Here is a 3,959-nt window from a genome sequence, read left to right as displayed (position 1 = left end):
GACGGCGAGCGCCGCGGCGACGACGGCGAGCACGCCGAGCGGCAGGAGCAGCCGGGGCAGGAGCGGCCGGACCGGTGAGGGCAGGAGGGACAGGAGGACGACGGCGAGGACGACCTGGACGAGCTGACCGACCCCGCGGTCACCGACGACGCCGAGCAGACCTCGACGCAGGTCGCCCTCGCCCCGTCCGTGGCGCACGCCGCGCTCGACGTCCCCGAGGACTCCGCCCGGCAGGACGGTGTTGAGGAACTGCGCGCGGTAGCACCCGGCGAGCGCCGCCGGCAGCGGGAGCGACAGGCCGAGTCCGCTCGAGACGAGCCGCCATCGCCACGCCACGCAGAGGGTCGAGCAGGCGGTGAGCCCGGTCGCGAGCAGGACGGTGACGGGGTCGAGCGCCCGCACTCCCGAGACGACCGACCCCCGACCGAGACGGGACAGGACGACGACGAGGATGGCGAGGCCCGCGGCGGCCCGCAGCCACGCCCAGAGCGAGCGCCGAGGCGACACGTGCCGGCATGTCGCCGCCTCGTCCGCAGGCGGGACTGCTGCCTCGTCCGCGGGCACGGCCGATCGCCGTCCGCGTGCGGCGAGCGGTCCCTCCATCGACATGGCCTCCCGAGCGAGATCTCACCGACGAGGACGGTGCGGGGGTGACGCGGGTTCACCCGTCGGTGCGGGCCCCGTCCCGACGGGACCCTCTCCGCCATCCTGCCCGCTGAGGGCCGCCGCCACCTCTCGAGCTGTCTGCGCCCACGACGGCAGCGACCGCCACCGCCCTCGTGACCTGCGCCGCAGGACGCGGCGCAGGTCGGGGTCGGACAGCCACGCGCGCACGGCGGAGGCAAGGGACGACGGGTCCTCCGGCGGGACGAGGAGGGCCGGCGCGTCCGCCTCGCCGAGCGCCTCCCGCACTCCGCCGACGTCCGTCGCGACGACCGGTATGCCATGGGCGAGCGCCTCGGTGGCCACCATCCCGTACGTCTCGAGCCGGGAGGGCAGCACGAGGAGGTCGCTCGTCGCATACACCTCCTCCAGCGCCGGTCGCGGGAGGGCGCCGAGGAGACGGACCCGCCCACGGAGGGCGGGTCCGCTCGCACTCCGGCGCACCGCGGCCGCGTGTCCCGGGTCACGGTCGAGGCTGCCGACGATCCGGCACTCCCACGGCAGGTCCGCCAGCCGCGCGAGGGCCGCGACGAGCACGTCGTGGCCCTTGACCGGGGTGACGGCACCGACCGCGAGGAGGTGGCCACCGTGGGACGACGGCTCGGTAAGCCGCGCGGGGTCGGTCCCCGGGACCGCGACACGCACCCGGCGAGGATCGAGGCGGTATGCCGTGAGCAGCCTCTCCCGGGTCCATCGACTCGTCGTGACGACGGTGTGCGAGGCGCGCAGCACCCGCCCCTCGGCATCGTCGTCGAGCGGAAGGTGCACGAGGACGACGAGCCGGACGCGGCCGGCCTGCGGGACGAGGACGGACGCGGCCGCCGACCCGACGAGCCCGTCGACGAGGACGATCGCACCGGCCGGGATCGACCCGACGACGCGGGCGAGGCGCCGCAGGTCGTCGGTCGTGGGTGCCGGCCAGCCGCCGTCGATCTCGTGCTCGACGACGGTCGGGCCGGCCGTGCGCAGCTCGTCGCAGAGCCGGCGGTCGTAGTGGTTCCCGCCGCTCGGGCGGTCCGGGTCGTCGACGCCGCCGGGGAGGACGACATGGACGCGCGTCACACGTCGCGCTCGTAGCTGGCCCAGGCGACGTGCGACTCGTGGAGGGTGACGGCGATCGACGCGACGCCGCGGGCCCCGTCGCCGAGGTCGCCACGGTCGATGGCCTCCGCGAGGCGGTCGGCCACGTGCCGCGCGAGGACCTCCGTCGTCGTGTTGGCACCCCGGAGCTCCGCGACGTCGTCGAGGTTGCGGTACGTGAGGCCGGAGAGGAGCGATCGGAGCGCCTCCGAGGCGAGGCCGATGTCGAGGACGACGCCGGAGGGGTCGAGGTCCTCGCGCCGGAAGGTCGCGTCGACGACGAAGGTCGCCCCGTGGAGCTGCTGGGCCGGGCCGAACACCTCGCCCCGCAGGCTGTGCGCCACCATCATGTGGTCCCTCACCGTCATGGCGAACATCGTCGGCTCCTCTCGTCGGCGGGCCCGGGCGACGATGCGTCGGCCCCCGGGTAGGAGATCGTGTGGCACAAGGCGCTCCGGCGACCGTCGGTCAGCTCCGCGAGCACCTCCGGCAGCTCCTCGAAGGACGAGGTCCCGGTGAGGAGGGCCTCGAAGGCGGGGTCGCGGAGCAGGTCGAGCGCGAGGACGAGCCGGTCCCGCGTCGTCCTCCGGGCGCGACGGGCCGGCGCCACCGCACCGACCTGGCTGGCCCGCAGCGACAACCGCCCGGAGTGGAACCCCTCCCCGAGCCGGACGGTCACCTCGCGGTCGCCGTACCAGCTGAGCTCGACGACGACCCCCTCCGTGCCGAGGAGGTCGAGGGAGCGCTGCAGGCCGGCCGACGTCGCACTCGCGTGGACGACGAGGTCACGGCCGCCGGGGGCGTCCTCGGGGCGGGCGAAGTCGACGCCGAGCGCCGCCGCCGTCGCGGCCCGGGAGGCGTCGACGTCGACGAGGGTGACCTGCGTGCCCGGTATGCCGGCGGCGAGCCGCGCGACGCAGCACCCCACCATCCCCGCGCCGACGACGGCGAGCCGGTCCCCGACGAGCGGAGCGGCGTCCCACAGCGCGTTGACGGCCGTCTCGACCGTCCCGGCGAGCACGGCCCGCCGCGGCGGAACGTCGTCGGGCAGCGGCACGACGGCGGAGGCCGGGACGACGAAGGCCGTCTGGTGCGGGTGGAGAGCGAAGACCGCGCGCCCGAGAAGGTCCGCCGGACCCTCCTCGACGACGCCCACCGCGAGGTAGCCGTACTTCACCGGCCCCGGCAGGTCGCCCTCCTGGAAGGGGGCTCGCATGAGGTCGTACTGGCTCTCCGGCACCCGTCCGGAGAAGATGAGGGTCTCGGTGCCCCGGCTCACCCCCGACCACAGCGTGCGGACGAGGACCTCGTCGGCGCGGCGCGGGGGGAGGTCGACGGCCCGGACCTCGCCGTGACCCGGCTCGATCACCCAGAAGGCGCGCGGCTCGGCGGTCACCCCGTCGACCCTAGCGAGACACGGACGGGCTCGCCCGGTCGGTGAACCTCCTCGGTCCGCACCTCGTCCTTCCCGCGGAGCCCTCTCGCCCATCCCGTCGCCACGGAGGCATGATGCGTTCGGTTCACCTCGGCCCGCCCGCCGGGCTCGTCGCGCAGCTGGTCCTGCTCGGAGCCCTCGCGGCGAGCGTCGGGCTGGGCGGAGCCGGCTGGGTCGCGGGGGCTGCCGTGGCCGTCGTCGTGACGGGGGGTCTGGCCCTCGGGATGGACCGGTATGCCGCCGTGCGGCTCGGTCCGGCGGACCGGGTCACCCTCGCCCGGGCCACGCTCGTCGTCGGTGTCGCCGCGCTGTCGGCCGACGTCCTCGCCGGCCCGGGGCGCACCGCGACGCCGGTCCTCGTCGCCCTGTCCACCGTGGCCCTCGTCCTCGACGCCGTCGACGGCCAGGTGGCCCGGCGGACGCGGACGGACTCGGCGCTCGGCGCGCGGTTCGACATGGAGGTCGACGCCCTCCTCATCCTCGTCCTCAGCGTCCTCGTCGCGTCGTCGGCCGGTGCCTGGGTGCTGGCCATCGGCGTCGCGCGGTACGCCTTCGGTGCGGCCCAGGCCATGGCCCCGTGGCTGCGGGCCCCGACCCCACCGCGCCGGTGGCGCAAGGCGGTCGCGGCGCTCCAGGGCATCGTCCTCACGGTCGCCGCGGCCGGTGTCCTCGCGCCCGGCACGACCCGCGGCGCGCTCGTCGTCGCCCTCGCGCTCCTCGTCGTCTCCTTCGGCACGCAGGCCCGGGAGCTGTGGGCGCGTCGCCGGGCACCGGCGCCGGC

General features: G+C 76.1%; 5 protein-coding genes. 1 reads left to right on the top strand and 4 read right to left on the bottom strand.

Annotated elements, in window-relative coordinates:
- The 4 genes from BN12_RS19165 to BN12_RS19150 all read right to left on the bottom strand — a co-directional run.
- A partial coding sequence (locus BN12_RS19165; RefSeq protein ID WP_048555013.1) for a lysylphosphatidylglycerol synthase domain-containing protein occupies positions 1-507 on the bottom strand: 507 nt, incomplete at its 3' end.
- 120 nt (positions 508-627) lie between these two features.
- Positions 628-1,725, bottom strand: a complete 1,098-nt coding sequence (locus BN12_RS19160; RefSeq protein WP_083454780.1) for a glycosyltransferase family 4 protein — start codon at positions 1,723-1,725, stop codon at positions 628-630.
- On the bottom strand, positions 1,722-2,120 hold the full coding sequence (locus BN12_RS19155) for a 6-pyruvoyl trahydropterin synthase family protein (RefSeq protein ID WP_048555011.1): 399 nt from the start codon (positions 2,118-2,120) through the stop codon (positions 1,722-1,724). Before BN12_RS19155 ends, BN12_RS19160 begins: the two co-directional genes overlap by 4 nt.
- Positions 2,108-3,139 carry a zinc-dependent alcohol dehydrogenase gene (locus BN12_RS19150; RefSeq protein ID WP_048555009.1) on the bottom strand — a complete coding sequence of 344 codons (1,032 nt, stop codon included), beginning with the start codon at positions 3,137-3,139 and terminating at the stop codon, positions 2,108-2,110. The genes BN12_RS19155 and BN12_RS19150 overlap by 13 nt, the downstream gene beginning before the upstream one ends.
- Before the next feature lie 110 nt (positions 3,140-3,249).
- On the opposite strand from BN12_RS19150, the gene BN12_RS19145 reads away from it, so the two are divergent.
- Positions 3,250-3,959, top strand: a 710-nt coding sequence (locus BN12_RS19145) for a CDP-alcohol phosphatidyltransferase family protein (protein WP_235432471.1), incomplete at its 3' end; no start/stop codon positions are given.

The organism is Nostocoides japonicum T1-X7, from assembly GCF_001046855.1.
Lineage (GTDB): Bacteria > Actinomycetota > Actinomycetes > Actinomycetales > Dermatophilaceae > Nostocoides > Nostocoides japonicum.
The sequence above is the reverse complement of the archived record's forward strand: the minus strand, read 5'-3'. Positions and strand labels throughout refer to the sequence as shown.